This is a genomic window from Streptomyces sp. NPDC101165 (genome assembly GCF_044768135.1).
Lineage (GTDB): Bacteria > Actinomycetota > Actinomycetes > Streptomycetales > Streptomycetaceae > Streptomyces.
The window spans coordinates 674,866-690,991 of record NZ_JBIWPG010000001.1; the positions used below are offsets into that span (position 1 = coordinate 674,866).

Here is a 16,126-nt window from a genome sequence, read left to right on the forward strand (position 1 = left end):
ACGGGGTGCACAAGCAGGCGTACGGTTCCTGGCCCTCGCCCATCGACGCGGCGCTGGCCGCCGCGCACGACGGGCACCCGGAGTGGGTGGGCTTCGTCGGGGACGAGGTCTGGTGGACCGAGCCACGGCCCGCCGAGGGCGGCCGCCGGGCGCTGGTGCGGCGGCTGGCCGACGGCACCGAGGAGTCGCTGCTGGCCGCGCCGTGGAACGTGCGCAGCCGGGTCATCGAGTACGGCGGCCTGCCCTGGACCGGGGTGATGCGGGACGACGGGCCCCTGGTGGTGTTCACGCACTTCGCCGACCAGCGCCTGTACCGGTACGAGCCCGGCGGCGAGCCGCGACCGCTGACCCCCCTCTCCCCGGTGGGCGGCGGGCTGCGCTGGGCGGAACCGCAGGTGGACCTCGCCCGCGGCGAAGTGTGGTGCGTGCTGGAGGAGTTCACCGGGGACGGCCCGGACGACGTACGGCGCGTCCTGGCCGCCGTACCGCTGGACGGCTCGGCCGCCGAGGACCGGGCCGCCATACGCGAACTCACCGACGGAGGGCACCGGTTCGTCACCGGCCCCCGGCTCTCGCCCGACGGGCGCCGGGCCGCGTGGCTGGCCTGGGACCATCCGCGGATGCCGTGGGACGGCACGGAACTGCTCGTCGGCGAGGTCGGTGACGACGGCACGCTGCACACCGTTCGCACGGTCGCGGGCGGTCCGCAGGAGGCCGTCGCGCAGGTGGACTGGGATGCGGCCGGCCGTCTCCTGTACGCGAGCGACCGCAGCGGCTGGTGGAACCTGTACCGGGACGGCACCCCGCTGTGCCCGCGCGAGGAGGAGTTCGCCGGGCCGCTGTGGAAGCTCGGTCTGCGTTGGTTCGCGCCGCTGGACCACGGGCTGATCGCGGTCGTCCACGGTCGGGGCGCGACCGTGCTCGGGATACTGGATCCGGAGTCCGGCGAGGTGGTGGACGCCGCCGGCCCCTGGACCGAGTTCGCGCCCAGCCTCGCGGCCCACGGCGGCCGGGTCGTCACGGTCGGTGCGAGTCCGCGCACCGGATACGAAGTGGTCGAGCTGGACATCAGGAGCGGACGCGCCCGTGCGATCGGTGCCCGGCACCGGGATCCGGTCGACCCGGCGTACTACCCCGAGCCGCATATCCGCACCTTCACCGGCCCGGGCGGCCGCGAGGTGCACGCCCACGTCTACCCGCCGCACCACCCGCACCGCACCGCCCTCGACGTCGAGTTGCCGCCCTACGTCGTCTGGGCGCACGGCGGCCCCACCAGCAGGGTGCCGCTCGTGCTGGACCTGGAGATCGCCTACTTCACCTCACGCGGCATCGGGGTCGTCGAGGTCAACTACGGCGGCTCCACCGGGTACGGCCGCGCCTACCGGGAGCGGCTGCGCGAGCAGTGGGGCGTGGTCGACGTGGAGGACTGCGCGGCCGTCGCCCTCGCCCTGGCCGAGGAGGGCACCGCCGACCGTGACCGGCTGGCGATCCGGGGCGGCAGCGCGGGCGGCTGGACCACCGCCGCCTCCCTGACCACGACCGACGTGTACGCGTGCGGCACCATCGTCTACCCCGTCCTCGACCTGGCCACCTGGGGGCCGGGGGAGACCCATGACTTCGAGTCGCGGTACCTGGAGTCGCTGATCGGCCCGCTCACCGAGGTGCCCGCGCGGTACGCCGAGCGTTCGCCCACCGCGCACGCCGACCGGCTCACCGTGCCCTTCCTGCTGCTCCAGGGCCTGGACGACGTGATCTGCCCGCCCGCCCAGTGCGAGCGCTTCCTCGCCGGGATCGAGGGCCGGGGCGTGCCGCACGCCTATCTCACCTTCGCGGGGGAGGGGCACGGCTTCCGTCGCGCCGACACCATGGTGCGCGCGCTGGAGGCCGAGCTGTCGCTGTACGCTCAGGTGTTCGAGTTGGATGTGCCGGGTGTCCCGGAGTTGGAGTTGCGCACGTGAGAGAGCTGGTACGGCCCACTCGGCTGGCCCCCGGGGCACGCGTGGCCGTGGTGGCCCCCAGCGGGCCGGTGCCCGAGGAGCGGCTGCAGGCGGGGCTCGACGTGCTGCGCGGCTGGGGCCTCGACCCGGTGGCCGCACCCCATGTGCTGGACCGGCACGGGGAGTTCCCCTACCTGGCGGGCACGGACGCCGACCGTGCCGCCGACTTCCAGCGGGCCTGGTGCGACCCGGCGGTGGACGCGGTCCTGTGCGCCCGCGGCGGGTACGGCGTCCAGCGGATGACCGACCTGCTCGACTGGGAGGCGATGCGGGCGGCCGGGCCGAAGGTGTTCGTCGGCTTCAGCGACATCACCGTCCTGCACGAGGCCTTCGCCACCCGCCTGGGGCTCGCCACCCTGCACGGGCCGATGGCGGCCGGCATCGACTTCATCAAGAACGAGCGGGCGCAGGCGCATCTGCGGTCCACGCTCTTCGAGCCGGAGGCCGTGCGCACCGTCGCCTCCGGCGGCACGGCCCTCGTCCCCGGCCGGGCCCGCGGTGTCACCCTCGGCGGCTGTCTGTCCCTGCTCGCGGCGGAACGCGGCGCCCCGCACGCCCGCCCGTCGGCGAGCGGCGGGCTGCTGTGCCTGGAGGACGTGGGCGAGCAGACGTACCGGCTGGACCGCTACCTCACCCAACTCCTCCGCTCCGGCTGGCTCGACGGGGTGCGCGGGGTGCTGCTCGGCTCCTGGGCGGAGTGCGATCCCTACGAGCGGGTACGGCTCATGCTCGCCGACCGCCTCGGTCCGCTGGGTGTCCCCGTCGTCGAGGAGTTCGGATTCGGGCACTGCGAGGGCGCGTTGACCATCCCCTTCGGCGTCGCAGCCGAACTCGACTCGGACGCGGGCTCGTTGACGCTGGACGAGCCCGCTCTGCGCTGAGCCGGGCTCGTCCTGTTCGCCGAGCTGTACGACGTCGCGCCCGACGGCACACAGACGCCGGTGCTCGGCCGAGTCGCCTCGGGGCGTACCGCACGGAGCGCCGCGACCGGTGACCCGTAGGCTGGCGGGATGCCGCACACCGCATCCCGCTACCTCGCCGAAGGCCCCCGCGTGGGCATCCGCTCCTTCACCTTCGACGACGGTCCCGAGTTCACCGCCCGGGCCAGGGAGAGCAAGGACCTGCACCGGCCGTGGCTGTTCCCGCCGGACACCGACGAGGGCTACGCCACCTACGCCGGACCCCTCATCAAGGACCCGAACCGCGCCGGCTTCCTCGTGTGCGAGAAGGACAGCGGGCACATCGCCGGGTTCATCAACATCAACAACATCGTCCGCGGCGGCTTCCAGTGCGGCGCCCTCGGCTACGGCGCCTTCGCCCACGCGGCCGGCCGCGGGCTGATGCGCGAGGGCCTCGACCTCGTGATCGGGTACGCGTTCGGCCCGCTGGGACTGCACCGACTGGAGATCAACGTCCAGCCCGAGAACACCGCCTCCGTCGCCATGGCCCGCGGCGCCGGCTTCCGTCTGGAGGGCTTCTCACCCGACATGATCTTCATCGACGGGGCCTGGCGGGACCACGAACGCTGGGCGCTCACCGCCGAGATGCGCGACCCCGCCGAGACCGCTTTTGCGCAATCCTGACCGGCAGCGCCCCTGGCCGACTCCCCGTACCCCGGGTTCCATGGTCGACGTGACGAGGATCCGACGTGAGGTACTGACCCTGCCGGCCGCGCAGTTGGGACCCGACAACCCCCTGCCCCCGCTCTGCCCTCCCCCACTCTCGGCTTCGCTCGAGCGGGGGGACCCCCATGACGAGGTCCACCGGATCGACGGCCGCGAACGGGACGACATGCCCAGGGACATGGCCCGGCAGCTCGGCTGGGAGCCGCTGCACAGCCTGTTGCCGGTGCGCGTCCGCGACGGGTACGGCAGAACCCGCGAGCCCCGCGCCCTCGACGCCCTGGTGATCGAGAACGACCGGCTGCGCGCCACCGTCCTGCCTGGCCTCGGCGGCCGGATCGCCTCCCTGGTCCACCTGCCCACCGGACGCGAACTCCTCTACCGCAACCCGGTGTTCCAGCCCGCCGACTTCGCCCTCAACGGCGCCTGGTACTCCGGCGGCATCGAGTGGAACATCGGCGCCACCGGCCACACCACCCTCTCCTGCGCCCCCGTGCACGCCGCCCGTGTCCCCGCCCCCGACGGCGGCGAGATGCTGCGCCTGTGGGAGTGGGAGCGGCTGCGCGACCTGCCCTTCCAGGTCGACCTGTGGCTCCCGGAGGGCTCCGACTTCCTCCACGTCGGCGTCCGGATCCGCAATCCGCACGAGCGCCCGGTGCCCACGTACTGGTGGTCCAACATCGCCGTACCCGAGGAGCGCCGGATCCTCGCCCCCGCCGAGGAGGCCTGGTCCTTCGGCTACGAGCGCCGCCTGCGCCGGGTGCCCGTCCCCTCGTGCGACGGCATCGACCGCACCCACCCCCTCAACAGCCCTTACGCCGCCGACTACTTCTACGCGGTGCCCGACGGCCGGCGCCGCTGGATCGCCGCGCTGGACGCGGACGGGCACGGGCTGGTGCAGACCTCCACCGACCTGCTGCGCGGCCGCAAGCTGTTCGTGTGGGGCAGCGGACCCGGCGGCCGGCGCTGGCAGCAGTGGCTGACCGAGCCCGGCACCGGCGGCTACTGCGAGATCCAGGCGGGACTCGCCCGCACGCAGCTGGAGCACGTCCGGCTGGAGCCGGAGAGCGAGGTGTCCTGGCTGGAGGCCTACGGCCCGCTCGACACACCCGCCGAGGGCGCGTGGCCGGAGGTCGTCCGGAGCGCCGAGGAGCGGCTCGCCGCGGTGCTGCCGCGCGCCCGCGTCCAGGAGGCGCACGCGGCGTGGAAGCCGTACGCGGACACCGAGCCCGGCGAGATCCTGGCCACCGGCTCCGGCTGGGGCGCGCTCGAAGTCCTGCGCGCCGACTGGAAGCTGCCCGGCACACCCTTCGCCGAGTCCACCCTCGGCGAGGCGCAGGCGCCCTGGCGGGAGCTGCTGCGCACCGGCTCCCTGCCCGAGCCGCGCCGGGTCCGCCCGCCCGGTGAGACGCTGGTCGCCCCGCACTGGCGGGACATGCTGGAGACCGCGCCCGCCACCCCGCACACCGAATACCACCTCGGCGTCGCCCAGTGGCACGCGGGCGACCGCGCCCAGGCGGTCCGCAGCTGGGAACGCGCCCTCCCGCTCGCCCCGTCCCTGTGGCCCCTGCTGCGCTGCCTCGCCGTGGCCGACCAGGCGTCCGGCCACCACGAGCGGGCCGCCGAACGGTACGCGGAGGCCTTCGACGACCTGTGCCGCGAGCGGCGCGACGACGGCGAGACCTGGACGGCCGCCGTGGCCGCGCTCGGCCGGGAGGCCCTGGAGGCGCTGCTCAGGGCCCGGCGCGCGGCGGACGCCCGCGCGGTGTGGGAGCGGCTGCTGCCCGCCGTGCGGCGGCGCGGCCGGTTCCGGCTGCTGGAGGCCGAGCTGCTGCTCGCCGAGGGGCGGCGCGCCGCCGCCCGGGCCGTCTTCGACACGGGCTTCGAGGTCGCCGACCTGCGGGAGGGCGCGGAGGTGATCGGCCGGCTGTGGGACCGGCTCACCGACGAGCCCCTGCCCGCCCGCTTCGACTTCCGGATGCGCCCGGACACGCCCTGAGCGGCCGTGCGGCTCAGTCGCCGTGGTCGACGTACTCGAAGACCGAGCCGTCCGGGTGCACCGCGAGCAGATTCCGGCCCACCGGCGTTGGCACCGGCCCCGCGACGATCTGGGCGCCCAGCTCCGTGAGCAGCCGGTGGGCCTCGTCCACGTCCTTCACGGCGATCGTGGCCGCCACCTTGCGCAGCAGCTCCAGCTCGGCCTCGGGGCCGCTCATCAGCAGGAAGGAGCCGATCGCGGCGACCTGCACGCCCCCGCGTTCGAACCGGAGCGCTCTGCCGCCCGCGAGACGCTCGTAGAAGGGGATCGCGGCTTCGAGGTCGTCGACGCAGATGCGCAGCGATGCGCCCAGAATCTCCATGCGGACGAGCCTAGTTGGGGCGGGCGGGTGCGCACAGACCTGGACCCCGGCCGACGCTGTTACGCATCGTGTGCGACGGGTACCCGCAGTTCATGGAGCACATGGAGAACATGGATCACCTGGATCACCTGGAACATCTGGACAAGCACCTCGTCGAAGAGCTGGCTCAGGTGGCACGCGAGACGGTGCGCGACGAGCTGCGCGAGCAGAGCCGCAGACAGCGCCGCACCGCCCTGCTCTACGCCGCCTCCGGCGCAGTCGCCCTGTACGCGGGCGGCGCGCTCGCGCTCGCCCTGGGCCTCGGCCTCGCGGCCGGCCTGCCCGGCTGGGCCGCCGCGCTGATCACCGCCGCGATCCTGGGCGTCGTCGCCTACGTGCTGCGCGGCGCCGCCCGCCCGAAGCACCCGCATGCGGCCGCTGCCCCGCCCGGTGGATCCGGCACGCCGTACCCGCCGATGCCGTCCGAGGCCCCCCTCCGGCCGGACATCGACCCCGAGGGCCCGCACCACCGGGCCTGACCCCCGCAGGTGCGGCGGGGGCCGCACCGGCGTCCGGGTGAGGTGAGCGGCGTTTGGGCGGCGCGGCCCCGGATACGCGGAAAGCCTCGGAGGAGCCACACCGCCGGAGGCGCACCGTGAGTCGACCACGCGTCGTGATCGTCGGCGCCGGTTTCGCCGGGTACCGGGCCGCTCGCACCCTCGCCCGTGTGACCCGGGGCCGTGCCCTGATCACGCTGCTCAACCCGACCGACTACTTCCTGTATCTGCCCCTGCTGCCCCAGGTGGCCGCCGGGCTCCTGGAGCCCCGCAGGGTCACCGTGTCGCTCCCCGGCACCCTGCGCGGGGTGCGACTGCTGCTCGGCGAGGCGCACGGTGTCGACCTGGACGGCTGCACCGTCCACTTCACGGACCCCGAGGGCGGCAGCGGGGTGGTCGGCTTCGAGCGGCTGGTGCTGGCCGTCGGCAGCGTCAACAAGCTGTTGCCGATCCCGGGTGTCGCCCGGCACGCACACGGGTTCCGCGGGCTGGCCGAGGCCCTGTACCTGCGCGACCACGTGACCCGGCAGGTGGAGCTGGCCACCACGGCCGACGACCCCGCGGTCCGCGCCGCCCGGTGCACGTTCGTCGTGGTCGGCGCGGGCTACACCGGCACCGAGGTGGCCGCGCAGATGCAACTGCTCACCGACAGCCTCGCGCGCCGGCACCACGCTGCGCGGCCCCGCTGGATCCTGCTGGACACCGCACCCCGGGTGCTGCCGGAGCTGGACGAGCGGCTCTCCCGGACGGCGGACCGGGTGCTGCGGGCGCGCGGCGTCGACGTACGGACGGGGACCTCCGTGAAGGAGGCCACCCGGGACGGGGTGCTGCTCACCGACGGGGAGTTCGTCGAGTCACGGACCCTGGTGTGGTGCGTAGGGGTCCGGCCGGATCCGCTGGTCGAGGTCGTCGGACAGCCGCTGGAGCGGGGTCGGCTGATCGTCGATCCGTACCTCCAGGTGCCGGGGAACGCGGACGTGTTCGCCTGCGGGGACGCCGCGGCCGTACCGGATCTGCAGCACCCGGGAGAGTTCACACCCATGACGGCCCAGCACGCCTGGCGGCAGGGCCGGGTGGCCGGCGAGAACGTGGCCGCCTCACTGGGTCTCGGCCGGCGCAGGCGTGCCTACCGCCACCGCGACCTGGGTTTCGCCGTCGATCTCGGGGGCGTTCGGGCCGCCGCCAACCCGCTCGGCATCCCGCTGTCCGGCCTGCCGGCCGGCGCGGTCACCCGCGGCTACCACCTGGCCGCGCTGCCCGGCAACCGCGTCCGCGTCGCCGCCGACTGGCTGCTGGACGCCGTACTCCCGCGCCAGGCCGTCCAGTTGGGCCTCGTCCGGTCCGGGGCGGTGCCCCTGGACACGGAGGCCGCGCACCGGCCCGCTCCCCAGCAACCCCCCGAAGGAGACTCATGAACACCGCCGAACTCGCCGAACTCGGACAGCAGTTGCGCGTCGACAGTGTGCGGGCCGCCGCCGCGGCGAGCTCCGGGCATCCGACCTCCTCGATGTCCGCCGCCGATCTGATGGCCGTCCTGCTCGCCCGCCATCTGCGCTACGACTTCGAACGCCCCGAACACCCCGCCAACGACCGCTTCGTGCTCTCCAAGGGGCACGCCTCGCCGCTGCTGTACGCGGCCTACAAGGCGGCCGGTGTCGTCGAGGACGGCGAGCTGCTCACCTTCCGCAGGATCGGCAGCCGCCTCGAAGGGCACCCGACCCCGCGCCGGCTGCCGTGGGTGGAGACGGCCACCGGCTCGCTCGGCCAGGGCCTGCCGGTCGGTGTCGGCATCGCGCTGGCCGGCAAGCGCCTGGACCGCGTCGGCTACCGGGTGTGGGTGCTGTGCGGGGACAGCGAGCTGGCCGAGGGCTCGGTGTGGGAGGCCGCCGAACACGCCGCGTACGAGCACCTGGACAACCTGACCGCGATCGTGGACGTCAACCGGCTCGGCCAGCGCGGTCCGACCCGGCACGGCCACGACCTGGACGCCTACGCGCGCCGCTTCGCGGCCTTCGGCTGGCACACCGTCGAGGTCGACGGACACGACGTCGACGCGATCGACCGGGCCTACGGCGAGGCGAAGGCGCGGACCGGGCAGCCCACGGTGATCCTCGCCCGCACCCTCAAGGGCAGGGGCGTCGCCTCGGTCGAGGACCGGGAGGGCCTGCACGGCAAGCCGCTGCCCGAACCCGAGGAGGCCGTCGCCGAACTGGGCGGACCGCGCGACGTGCGCGTCCGTGTCGGCGAGCCGCCCGCCGCCGCGATGCTCCGCTCCCTCACCACCGAGGTCGTCCAACTGCCGCACTACGACAAGGGGGACGAGGTCGCCACCCGCGACGCCTTCGGCAAGGCCCTCGCGGCGCTCGGCACCGCCCGCGGCGACATCGTCGCCCTGGACGGCGAGGTCGGCGACTCCACCCGTACCGAGGTGTTCGCCAAGGAGCACCCCGACCGCTTCTTCGAGTGCTACATCGCCGAACAGCAGCTCGTCGCCTCGGCCGTCGGCATCGCGGCCCGCGGCTGGGTGCCGTACGCCGCGACGTTCGCGGCGTTCTTCACCCGCGCCCACGACTTCCTGCGGATGGCCTCGATCAGCGGCTCCGGCATCAACCTCGTCGGCTCGCACGCGGGAGTCGCGATCGGGCAGGACGGGCCCTCGCAGATGGGCCTGGAGGACCTGGCGATGTTCCGCTCCCTGTACGGCTCGACCGTGCTGTACCCGTGCGACGCCAACCAGACCGCCCGGCTGGTCGCGGAGATGGCCGGACTCGACGGCATCCGCTACCTGCGCACCTCGCGCGGCGCGACCCCGGTGATCTACGGCCCCGAGGAGGAGTTCCCGGTCGGCGGCAGCAAGGTGCTGCGCTCCGGTGACCAGGACCGGCTGACGCTCGTGGCGGCCGGCGTCACCGTGCACGAGGCGCTCGCCGCCGCCGACCGGCTCGCGGAGGAGGACATCGAGGTGCGGGTGGTCGACCTGTACTCGGTCAAGCCGGTCGACGTGGAGACCCTGCGCCGGGCCGCCGAGGAGACCGGCTGTCTGGTGACCGTCGAGGACCACCACGAGCAGGGCGGCCTCGGCGACGCCGTCGCGGAGGCGTTCGCCGACGCCCGGCCCGTGCCCCGCCTGGTCCGGCTCGCGGTGGGCACCATGCCCGGCTCGGCCGCGCCCGACGAGCAGCTGCACGCGGCCGGCATCGACGCCGCGGGCATCGCGGCCGCGGCGAAACTGCTGGTCGAGGAGGCGGTTGTGCGCTGAGCGGGGACCCGCGGCCGCGCGGAGATGCCCGGGGCGGATCTCCCGGGGGAGGGTAGGGGGCCGATCGCGGCTCTCCGTCGCCGGCCGTGGCTCAGTGTGGCTTGTCGTGGCCGCGTCGCCGTACCTCATCCACCGCCTGTGACCTGCGACTTCGAGGACCCATGGCCTCCCGGGTGTTTGCCCGGGGGAGGAGTGGCCATTCGCAGAGGGAGGTGGACACAGTGAACACAGAGAACACCCCCCAGCCACAGAGTTCACAAAAGTCACACAGTTCACATAAGAAGCAGAACGGCACACGGTCGGATGCGGCGAACGACCGGCCGGCACCCATCGAGGTGCTGCGCCAGGCGCGCGCCCAGCTCGCCGAACTCACCGGGCTCGCACCGCAGTCGGTGTCCTCCTTCGAGCAGACCGCAGACGGATGGTCGCTCGACGTGGAGGTCCTCGAACTGCCGAGGGTGCCGGACACGATGAGCCTGATGGCGAGCTACCAGGTCGACCTCGACCCACGGGGACAGCTCACCGGCTATCGGCGCGTTCGTCGCTACGAACGCGGGCGGGCCGACGCGCGCCCTCCCGGCGGCCGCTAGGCCGTCGGCCCGGATCCCACATCCACGGACACCCCGTGCATCCGACCACGCACAGGGAGGAACGACAGGCATGACCGTTGTACCGGCACAGCAGATCGGCGGCGGGGGAGGCGGCGGCAGCAGCCTCTACGACGTACTCGAACTGGTTCTCGACCGGGGTCTCGTGATCGATGCCTTCGTTCGTGTGTCCCTGGTCGGCATCGAGATCCTCAAGATCGACGTCCGGGTCGTCGTCGCCAGCGTCGACACCTATCTGCGCTTCGCCGAGGCGTGCAACCGCCTCGACCTGGAGTCGGGTCCGAGTGCGACCCCCGGCCTGCCCGACGTCGTCGGTGAGATCACCGAGTCCGGCGCCCGCGGCAAGTCCAAGGGCGCGCTGTCCGGCGCCGCACAGACCGTGGCCGACGCCTTCCACGAGGTCCGAGACGACAAGGAGGCCCGCGAGGACAAGCATGGACGTGAGGAAAGGGAGGCCGAGCCCCGGCCGCGCGCCCGCAGGACCACGGCACGCAGGAAGGAGGAGCAGGAGTGAGTACGTACGTCTACGGGATCACCGCCTGGTCGAATCCGGCGCTTTCCGAGGGCATGGCCGGCGTGGGCGAGCCGCCTCGCCCGGTGCGTGTCCTCAAGGCCGGCGAACTGGCCGCCCTGGTCAGTGACGCCCCAGAGGCTCTGCGCCCCAAGCGCCGGGACCTGCTCGCCCACCAGAACGTGCTCGCCGAGGCCGGCGCGGCCCGCTGTGTGCTGCCCATGCGGTTCGGCAACGTCGCACCCGACGACGACGCCGTCACCCAGGTGCTCAGCGAGCGGGCGGAGCACTACCGGGAACGGCTGCGGGAGCTGGACGGCAAGGACGAGTACAACGTCAAGGCCAGCCATGTCGAAGAGGCCGTCCTGCATCTCGTGATGGCCGAGAACGCGGAACTGCGCGCCCTCGCCGACGCCAACCGGCAGGCGGGCGGCGGCAGCTACGAGGAGCGGATCCGCCTCGGTGAGCTGGTCGCGGCCGCGGTCAAGGCCAAGGAGGCCGAGGACGGCGCGGAGGTGCAGAGCGTGCTGGCCCCGACCGCCGCCGCGCTGAGCGTGGGCCAGGCGTCCACCGGCTGGCTGCTCAACGTGTCGTATCTGGTCGTCCGGGACTCGGCCGAGTCCTTCCTGGCCGCCGCCGAACACGCCCGCAAGAGCCTCACCCACCTCGACCTGCGGGTCAACGGACCGCTGCCGCCGTACAGCTTCGTCGAGCCCGGTCCCGTCGAACATGCGGGCAGCCCGATCGGCGCCGGTACCGGCGGGACGTAGTCGGGCCCGGACGGAAGGAGAACGCCGTGGGACTGATCGGAGAAGTGCTGCTGCTGCCGTTCGCACCGGTACGCGGCAGCGCGTGGGTGATCGGAGAGGTGCTTCGTGAGGCGGAACGGATCTACTACGACCCCGCCACCGTACGGGCTGAACTCGCTCGGCTCGAAGAGCAGCTGGAGGCGGGCGAGATCACCGAGGAGGAGTTCGACCGGCGCGAGGACGAACTGCTCGACCGGCTGGAGATCGCCCTGCGCTCCGGCGACACCACAGGAGACGGGACGACACCATGAACAGGACAGCACTTGGCCTCGCCCTGGGGGCCGGATACCTGCTGGGGCGCACGAAGAAGATGAAACTGGCCCTCGCCGTCGGCTCCCTGGTGGCCGGAAAGAAGCTGAACCTCGGGCCGCAGGCGCTCGCGGAGCTGGTGCAGCAACAGCTCCACGACAACCCGCAGTTCAAGGAGATCGGGGACCAGCTGCGCCAGGATCTGCGGGGCGTCGGCAAGGCCGCCTCCGGAGCCATGGCCGAGCGGCAGATGAATGCCATCGCCGACCGGCTGCACGGTCGTACCACCGAGCTGCACGAGCAGCTCGCCGGGGAGCTGACCGAGTCCGGATCCGGGGAGGAGGAGACCGGGGAGGACGAGGACACCCGCAAGACCCGGCGGCAGGAGATGTCGCGCAAGAAGGCGGCCAGGAAGGTCCCGCCGAAGCGGGCCCAGACCAAGAGGGCGACGGCTCCCGGAAAGACGGCGGACAAGAAGACGGGCCCCGCCCGCAAGGCCGACGCGAAGAGGACGGCCTCGGCCGGTGGCGCGACGCGCGGCGGCCGGTCCGGGCAGTCGAAGGGCGGCGATGACAGATGACCGAGACCCTGGGATCCGCGACCTCCGCGGCCGGTAAGGCAACGGGCGCCGCCGAGGAAAACCCGCTGACCGATCTCGCCCACAGCGAGGCCGCCGACCGCTTGAAGGAGGAGGTGCAGGAGTACCTCTCGGCGCAGGCCGAGCGGATGCTCGTCGGCCTCGGCCACAAGCTCGGCGAGGCCACGGTCAAGCTCAACGACATCGCCGAGGGCAACAGTCCTGGCTTCGCGAAGCTGGCCCTGGAGGGCGGTCGCAAGTTCGCCGAGGGCAAGGGCCCGCTGCGCTCCGCGCTGGAGCTGGGCGCCTCCCGGGTCAAGGAGAACGTGACGGAGGCGGTGCGGAACCTCGCGGGCGGCAAGGGGAAACGCAAGGGCGGCGGCAACAAGCCGACCGTGATCATGGAGTCCGTCGACGTGGGCGTGCCTCTGCGCACCGCCTACGACCAGTGGACCCAGTACCAGGACTTCGGCACCTTCGCGAGGGGCGTCAAGAGCGCGAGCCGCGCCGACGACACCCAGTCCGACTGGCAGCTGAAGGTCTTCTGGTCCAGCCGCAGCTGGAAGGCCCGCACCACCGAGCAGATCCCCGACCAGCGCATCCAGTGGACGTCGGAGGGTGCCAAGGGCAGCACGAAGGGTGTCGTCACCTTCCATGCGCTCGCGGACGACCTCACCCGCGTCCTCCTGGTCATGGAGTACTACCCGAGCGGCCTGTTCGAGAAGACCGGCAACCTGTGGCGCGCACAGGGCCGCCGGGCCAGGCTGGACCTGAAGAACTTCGCCCGCTTCGTCGCCCTCAAGGGCGAGGCGGAGGACGGCTGGCGCGGTGAGATCCGTGACGGCGAGGTGGTCCACAGCCATGAGGACGCGGTCGCCGAGGAGCAGGAGACCGAGGAGGCCGCCGACGAGGAGGAGCCGTACGAGAAGGAGGAGCCCGAGGAAGAGGAGGAGTACGAGGACGAGGAGGAGCCCGAGGAAGAGGAAGAGTACGAGAACGCGGAGGAGCCCCAGTACGAGGACGAGGAAGAGGAGGAGTACGAGGAGGAAGAGCCCGAACACGCTGAGAGGGGGAGCCGTCGATGACGACGGCACGCCGGCTTCCCGAGCCCTACGGTCCGAGCGGCGGGACCAACCTCGCCGATGTCCTGGAGCGCGTGCTCGACAAGGGCATCGTCATCGCGGGCGACATCAGGATCAACCTGCTCGACATCGAACTCCTCACGGTGAAACTCCGGCTCGTCGTCGCCTCGGTCGACAAGGCCAGGGAGATGGGCATTGACTGGTGGGAGACCGACCCGGCTCTGTCCTCGCGCGCCCGCCAGAGCGAACTTGCGCGTGAGAACGCCGAGCTCAGGGAACGTCTGGCACGCATCGAGGAACTGGAACCCGGCCGTGTGCCGAAGGAGGCCCGATGACCGGACTGCGGTACGTCTACGCTGTCTGCCGTCCCCTCGACGCGCCCCTGCAGGCCGAGCTGACGGGCGTCGGGGGCGCCCCGCCCGCCCTGCTGCACCACCATGGGCTGGTCGCGGTCGTCAGTACGGTCCCGGAGGCCGACTTCTGCGAGGAGGCCCTGCGGTCCCACCTGGAGGACCTCGACTGGCTGGCCGCGACCGCCCGGGCCCACCAGGGCGTGATCGACGCGCTCACCACCGTCACCACCCCGCTTCCGCTGCGGCTCGCGACCGTCTTCCGGGACAACAGCGGGGTACGCGCGATGATCGAGGCCCGCGAGGAGGACTTCCGGCGCATCCTCGACCGGCTGGACGGCCGGGTGGAGTGGGGCGTCAAGGTGTCCGTGGTGAGCGAGACCGACGAGCCTGCCGAGCCCGTCGCCGCCGCCGCGGGGCGACCGGCCAGCGGGCGGGACTACCTGCGCCGGCGGCGTGAGCGCACGCACGCGCACGAGGAGGCGTGGCGCAATGCCGAGACGTTCGCCCTTACCGTGCACGAGCTCCTGGCCCGGCACGCCGAGGATTCCCGGCTGCATCCGCCGCAGAACCCCGCGCTCTCCGGGGTGCCGGGCCGGAACGTGCTCAACGCGGCCTATCTCGTGTGCCGGGCGGATTCCGAGAAGTTCGTGGAACTGGTGGATCGTACGAAGAACGAGGCGCCGGGGATGCTGGTGGAACTCACCGGGCCCTGGGCCGCCTACTCGTTCTCCGGGGAGTTCGGCGGGGAGGAACCATGACCATGGTCGAACGCCGCGAGATCGCGCTGGTCGACCTGCTCGACCGGCTCCTGGCCGGCGGGGTCGTCATCACCGGCGACGTCACGCTGCGGATCGCCGACGTCGACCTCGTCCGCATCGACCTGAACGCGCTGATCAGCTCGGTGAACGAGTCGGTGCCCTCGCCCTTCGAGGAGCCCTGATGACGGCACGCGGAAGGACCCACGACCGGCTCGACCTGGAACCCGACACGGTCGAGCGCGACCTGGTCAAACTCGTGCTGACCGTGGTGGAGCTGCTGCGGCAGCTGATGGAACGGCAGGCGCTGCGCCGCTTCGACACGGGTGAGCTGACCGAGGAGCAGGAGGAGCGGATCGGGCTCACCCTGATGCTCCTGGAGGAGCGGATGGCCGAGCTGCGGGAGCGCTACGGGCTGCAGCCCGAGGACCTGAACCTCGACCTCGGGCCGCTCGGACCGCTGCTTCCCCGCGCCTGAGCCGAACCGGCGCGGGCCTGCTTACGGTCTCAGGCCTGCTTACGGCCTCAGGCCTGCTTACGGCACAGGATCTCCCCGTGCAGGACGGTGAACCAGCCGTCCTCCCGCCGGCCCCACTCGCGCCACGCCTCCGACACCGCCCGCAGCTGCTCCGCCGTGGCGTGGCCGCCCTGCGTGGCGCGGTCGGCGTAGGCCGAGGCGAGGGTGCGGTCCGCCCACAGTCCGCTCCACCAGTCCCGCTCCTCGGGCGTGGCGAACGTCCAGGTGCCGGCTGTGGCCGTGATGTCGCTGAGGCCCGCGGCCAGCGCCCAGGCCTTCAGCCGGCGCCCGGCGTCGGGCTCGCCGCCGTTGGCCCGGGCGACCCGCTCGTACAGGTCCAGCCAGTCGTCCAGGCCCGGTACCGCCGGATACCAGGTCATCGCCGCGTAGTCCGCGTCGCGCACGGCGATGAACCCGCCCGGCTTCGTCACCCGGTGCATCTCGCGCAGCGCCTGCACCGGGTCGCCCACGTGCTGGAGCACCTGGTGGGCGTGGACCACGCAGAAGGTGTCGTCCGGGTGGTCCAGGGCGTGTACGTCCGCGACCGCGAAGTCCACGTTGGCCAGGCCGCGTCCGGCCGCGGTCTCCCGGGCCTGCTCCAGGATCCCCGGCGCGTGGTCGACGCCGGTGACATGGCCGTCGGGGACCAGTTCCGCCAGGTCGGCGGTGATGGTGCCCGGGCCGCAGCCGATGTCCAGGATCTTCATGTGGGGCTTCAGCGAGCCGAGCAGATAGGCCGCGGAGTTGGCGGCGGTCCGCCAGGTGTGCGACCGCAGCACCGACTCGTGGTGCCCGTGCGTGTAGACGGCGGTCTCCTGCGATTTCGGCATGGCTGAACTCCCCTGTCCGAGCTTCTGTCGCTCCACCTCACCGTAGATCCGTATGTCGAAT

At 72.8% G+C, this 16,126-nt stretch carries 19 protein-coding genes; 17 read left to right on the forward strand and 2 right to left on the reverse strand.

Features of this window, described 5'->3' with window-relative positions:
* The first annotated feature begins 5 nt into the window (after positions 1–5).
* The 4 genes from ACIRVH_RS02920 to ACIRVH_RS02935 all read left to right on the forward strand — a co-directional run bounded on the left by ACIRVH_RS02920 (position 6) and on the right by ACIRVH_RS02935 (position 5,618).
* On the forward strand, positions 6–1,958 hold the full coding sequence (locus ACIRVH_RS02920) for a prolyl oligopeptidase family serine peptidase (RefSeq protein WP_403947589.1): 1,953 nt from the start codon (positions 6–8) through the stop codon (positions 1,956–1,958).
* On the forward strand, positions 1,955–2,878 hold the full coding sequence (locus ACIRVH_RS02925; protein WP_403947591.1) for an LD-carboxypeptidase: 924 nt from the start codon (positions 1,955–1,957) through the stop codon (positions 2,876–2,878). The genes ACIRVH_RS02920 and ACIRVH_RS02925 overlap by 4 nt, the downstream gene beginning before the upstream one ends.
* Positions 2,879–3,007: 129 nt before the next feature.
* Positions 3,008–3,580, forward strand: a complete 573-nt coding sequence (locus ACIRVH_RS02930) for a GNAT family N-acetyltransferase (protein ID WP_403947593.1) — start codon at positions 3,008–3,010, stop codon at positions 3,578–3,580.
* A 40-nt stretch (positions 3,581–3,620) separates the two neighbouring features.
* Positions 3,621–5,618, forward strand: a complete 1,998-nt coding sequence (locus ACIRVH_RS02935; RefSeq protein WP_403947595.1) for a DUF5107 domain-containing protein — start codon at positions 3,621–3,623, stop codon at positions 5,616–5,618.
* 13 nt (positions 5,619–5,631) lie between these two features.
* On the opposite strand, the gene ACIRVH_RS02940 is transcribed toward ACIRVH_RS02935, so the two are convergent.
* On the reverse strand, positions 5,632–5,979 hold the full coding sequence (locus ACIRVH_RS02940; protein ID WP_403947597.1) for a VOC family protein: 348 nt from the start codon (positions 5,977–5,979) through the stop codon (positions 5,632–5,634).
* A gap of 110 nt (positions 5,980–6,089) precedes the next feature.
* Here ACIRVH_RS02940 and ACIRVH_RS02945 point away from each other — a divergent pair, with 110 nt between their 5' ends.
* From ACIRVH_RS02945 to ACIRVH_RS03005, 13 genes are all read left to right on the forward strand, one after another.
* Positions 6,090–6,497, forward strand: coding sequence for a phage holin family protein (locus ACIRVH_RS02945; protein WP_403947807.1), 408 nt, complete (start codon positions 6,090–6,092; stop codon positions 6,495–6,497).
* Positions 6,498–6,613: 116 nt separating this feature from the next.
* Positions 6,614–7,930: an NAD(P)/FAD-dependent oxidoreductase gene (locus ACIRVH_RS02950; protein ID WP_403947599.1), complete on the forward strand. Its 1,317-nt coding sequence runs from the start codon at positions 6,614–6,616 to the stop codon at positions 7,928–7,930.
* Positions 7,927–9,774 (forward strand): transketolase, encoded by a 1,848-nt coding sequence (locus tag ACIRVH_RS02955; protein WP_403947601.1) that lies wholly within the window; start codon positions 7,927–7,929, stop codon positions 9,772–9,774. The genes ACIRVH_RS02950 and ACIRVH_RS02955 overlap by 4 nt, the downstream gene beginning before the upstream one ends.
* A 221-nt stretch (positions 9,775–9,995) precedes the next feature.
* On the forward strand, positions 9,996–10,364 hold the full coding sequence (locus tag ACIRVH_RS02960; protein WP_403947602.1) for a gas vesicle protein: 369 nt from the start codon (positions 9,996–9,998) through the stop codon (positions 10,362–10,364).
* Positions 10,365–10,434: 70 nt separating this feature from the next.
* Positions 10,435–10,896 (forward strand): gas vesicle structural protein GvpA, encoded by a 462-nt coding sequence (locus tag ACIRVH_RS02965; protein WP_403947604.1) that lies wholly within the window; start codon positions 10,435–10,437, stop codon positions 10,894–10,896.
* Entirely contained in the window at positions 10,893–11,663 is a 771-nt protein-coding gene (locus ACIRVH_RS02970) for a GvpL/GvpF family gas vesicle protein (protein WP_403947606.1), read from the forward strand. Before ACIRVH_RS02965 ends, ACIRVH_RS02970 begins: the two co-directional genes overlap by 4 nt.
* A 26-nt stretch (positions 11,664–11,689) precedes the next feature.
* Positions 11,690–11,953 (forward strand): gas vesicle protein GvpG, encoded by a 264-nt coding sequence (locus tag ACIRVH_RS02975; RefSeq protein WP_403947608.1) that lies wholly within the window; start codon positions 11,690–11,692, stop codon positions 11,951–11,953.
* Positions 11,950–12,531 (forward strand): DNA primase, encoded by a 582-nt coding sequence (locus ACIRVH_RS02980; protein ID WP_403947609.1) that lies wholly within the window; start codon positions 11,950–11,952, stop codon positions 12,529–12,531. The genes ACIRVH_RS02975 and ACIRVH_RS02980 overlap by 4 nt, the downstream gene beginning before the upstream one ends.
* Positions 12,528–13,613 (forward strand): SRPBCC family protein, encoded by a 1,086-nt coding sequence (locus tag ACIRVH_RS02985; RefSeq protein WP_403947611.1) that lies wholly within the window; start codon positions 12,528–12,530, stop codon positions 13,611–13,613. The genes ACIRVH_RS02980 and ACIRVH_RS02985 overlap by 4 nt, the downstream gene beginning before the upstream one ends.
* Complete coding sequence (locus ACIRVH_RS02990; protein ID WP_403947613.1) at positions 13,610–13,945, forward strand: gas vesicle protein; 336 nt, start codon at positions 13,610–13,612, stop codon at positions 13,943–13,945. Before ACIRVH_RS02985 ends, ACIRVH_RS02990 begins: the two co-directional genes overlap by 4 nt.
* The gene (locus ACIRVH_RS02995; protein WP_403947614.1) at positions 13,942–14,721 is read left to right on the forward strand and encodes a GvpL/GvpF family gas vesicle protein; all 780 of its coding nucleotides are present in this window, start codon (positions 13,942–13,944) and stop codon (positions 14,719–14,721) included. The genes ACIRVH_RS02990 and ACIRVH_RS02995 overlap by 4 nt, the downstream gene beginning before the upstream one ends.
* Entirely contained in the window at positions 14,718–14,903 is a 186-nt protein-coding gene (locus ACIRVH_RS03000; RefSeq protein WP_403947616.1) for a gas vesicle protein, read from the forward strand. The genes ACIRVH_RS02995 and ACIRVH_RS03000 overlap by 4 nt, the downstream gene beginning before the upstream one ends.
* Entirely contained in the window at positions 14,903–15,196 is a 294-nt protein-coding gene (locus ACIRVH_RS03005) for a gas vesicle protein K (RefSeq protein WP_403947617.1), read from the forward strand. The genes ACIRVH_RS03000 and ACIRVH_RS03005 overlap by 1 nt, the downstream gene beginning before the upstream one ends.
* Before the next feature lie 47 nt (positions 15,197–15,243).
* Here ACIRVH_RS03005 and ACIRVH_RS03010 read toward each other — a convergent pair whose 3' ends face one another.
* On the reverse strand, positions 15,244–16,065 hold the full coding sequence (locus ACIRVH_RS03010) for a class I SAM-dependent methyltransferase (RefSeq protein ID WP_403947619.1): 822 nt from the start codon (positions 16,063–16,065) through the stop codon (positions 15,244–15,246).
* Between the last annotated feature and the right edge of the window lie 61 nt (positions 16,066–16,126).